The 421-nt window shown below is 69.6% G+C and carries 1 pseudogene; it reads left to right on the forward strand.

Annotation, left to right across the window (positions count from 1 at the left end):
- Window positions 1-421, forward strand: a pseudogene (locus IEY82_RS15405) (RNA-guided endonuclease TnpB family protein); the annotation flags it as partial.

Genomic DNA, 421 nt, shown 5'->3' on the forward strand with positions numbered 1-421 from the left:
GCCACCTGGGTCTCGCAGCTCGCCCACGACCGGCGGGTGTTTCGCAATTACGATCTGCGCAGGCACGTCTACGGGCAGGTCAAGGACAGGTACGGGCTGGCGGCCCAGGCCGCGCAGCACGTCATCAAGAAGGTCGCCGACGCCTACACCACCCTGCACGCCAACCTGCGCAACGGCCATCTGGGCAGGCCCGGCTCCGTCCGGCGTGAACGGGTGCTGGCCAGGCCGATCGTCTTTCGCCCCGGCGCGGCCCAGCCGTTCGACGACCGCTGCCTGTCCTGGCAGCTGAACGCCCGCACGGTGTCGATCTGGACCACGGGTGGGCGGATGAAGGGCGTGGCGTTCACCGCCTCGGCCGATCAGCTCACCCTGCTGGCCGCTCACCGCAAGGGCGAATCAGACCTGGTCTGCCGCGATGGCA

Origin of the sequence: Nonomuraea cavernae (genome assembly GCF_014646355.1) — a bacterium.
Lineage (GTDB): Bacteria > Actinomycetota > Actinomycetes > Streptosporangiales > Streptosporangiaceae > Nonomuraea > Nonomuraea cavernae.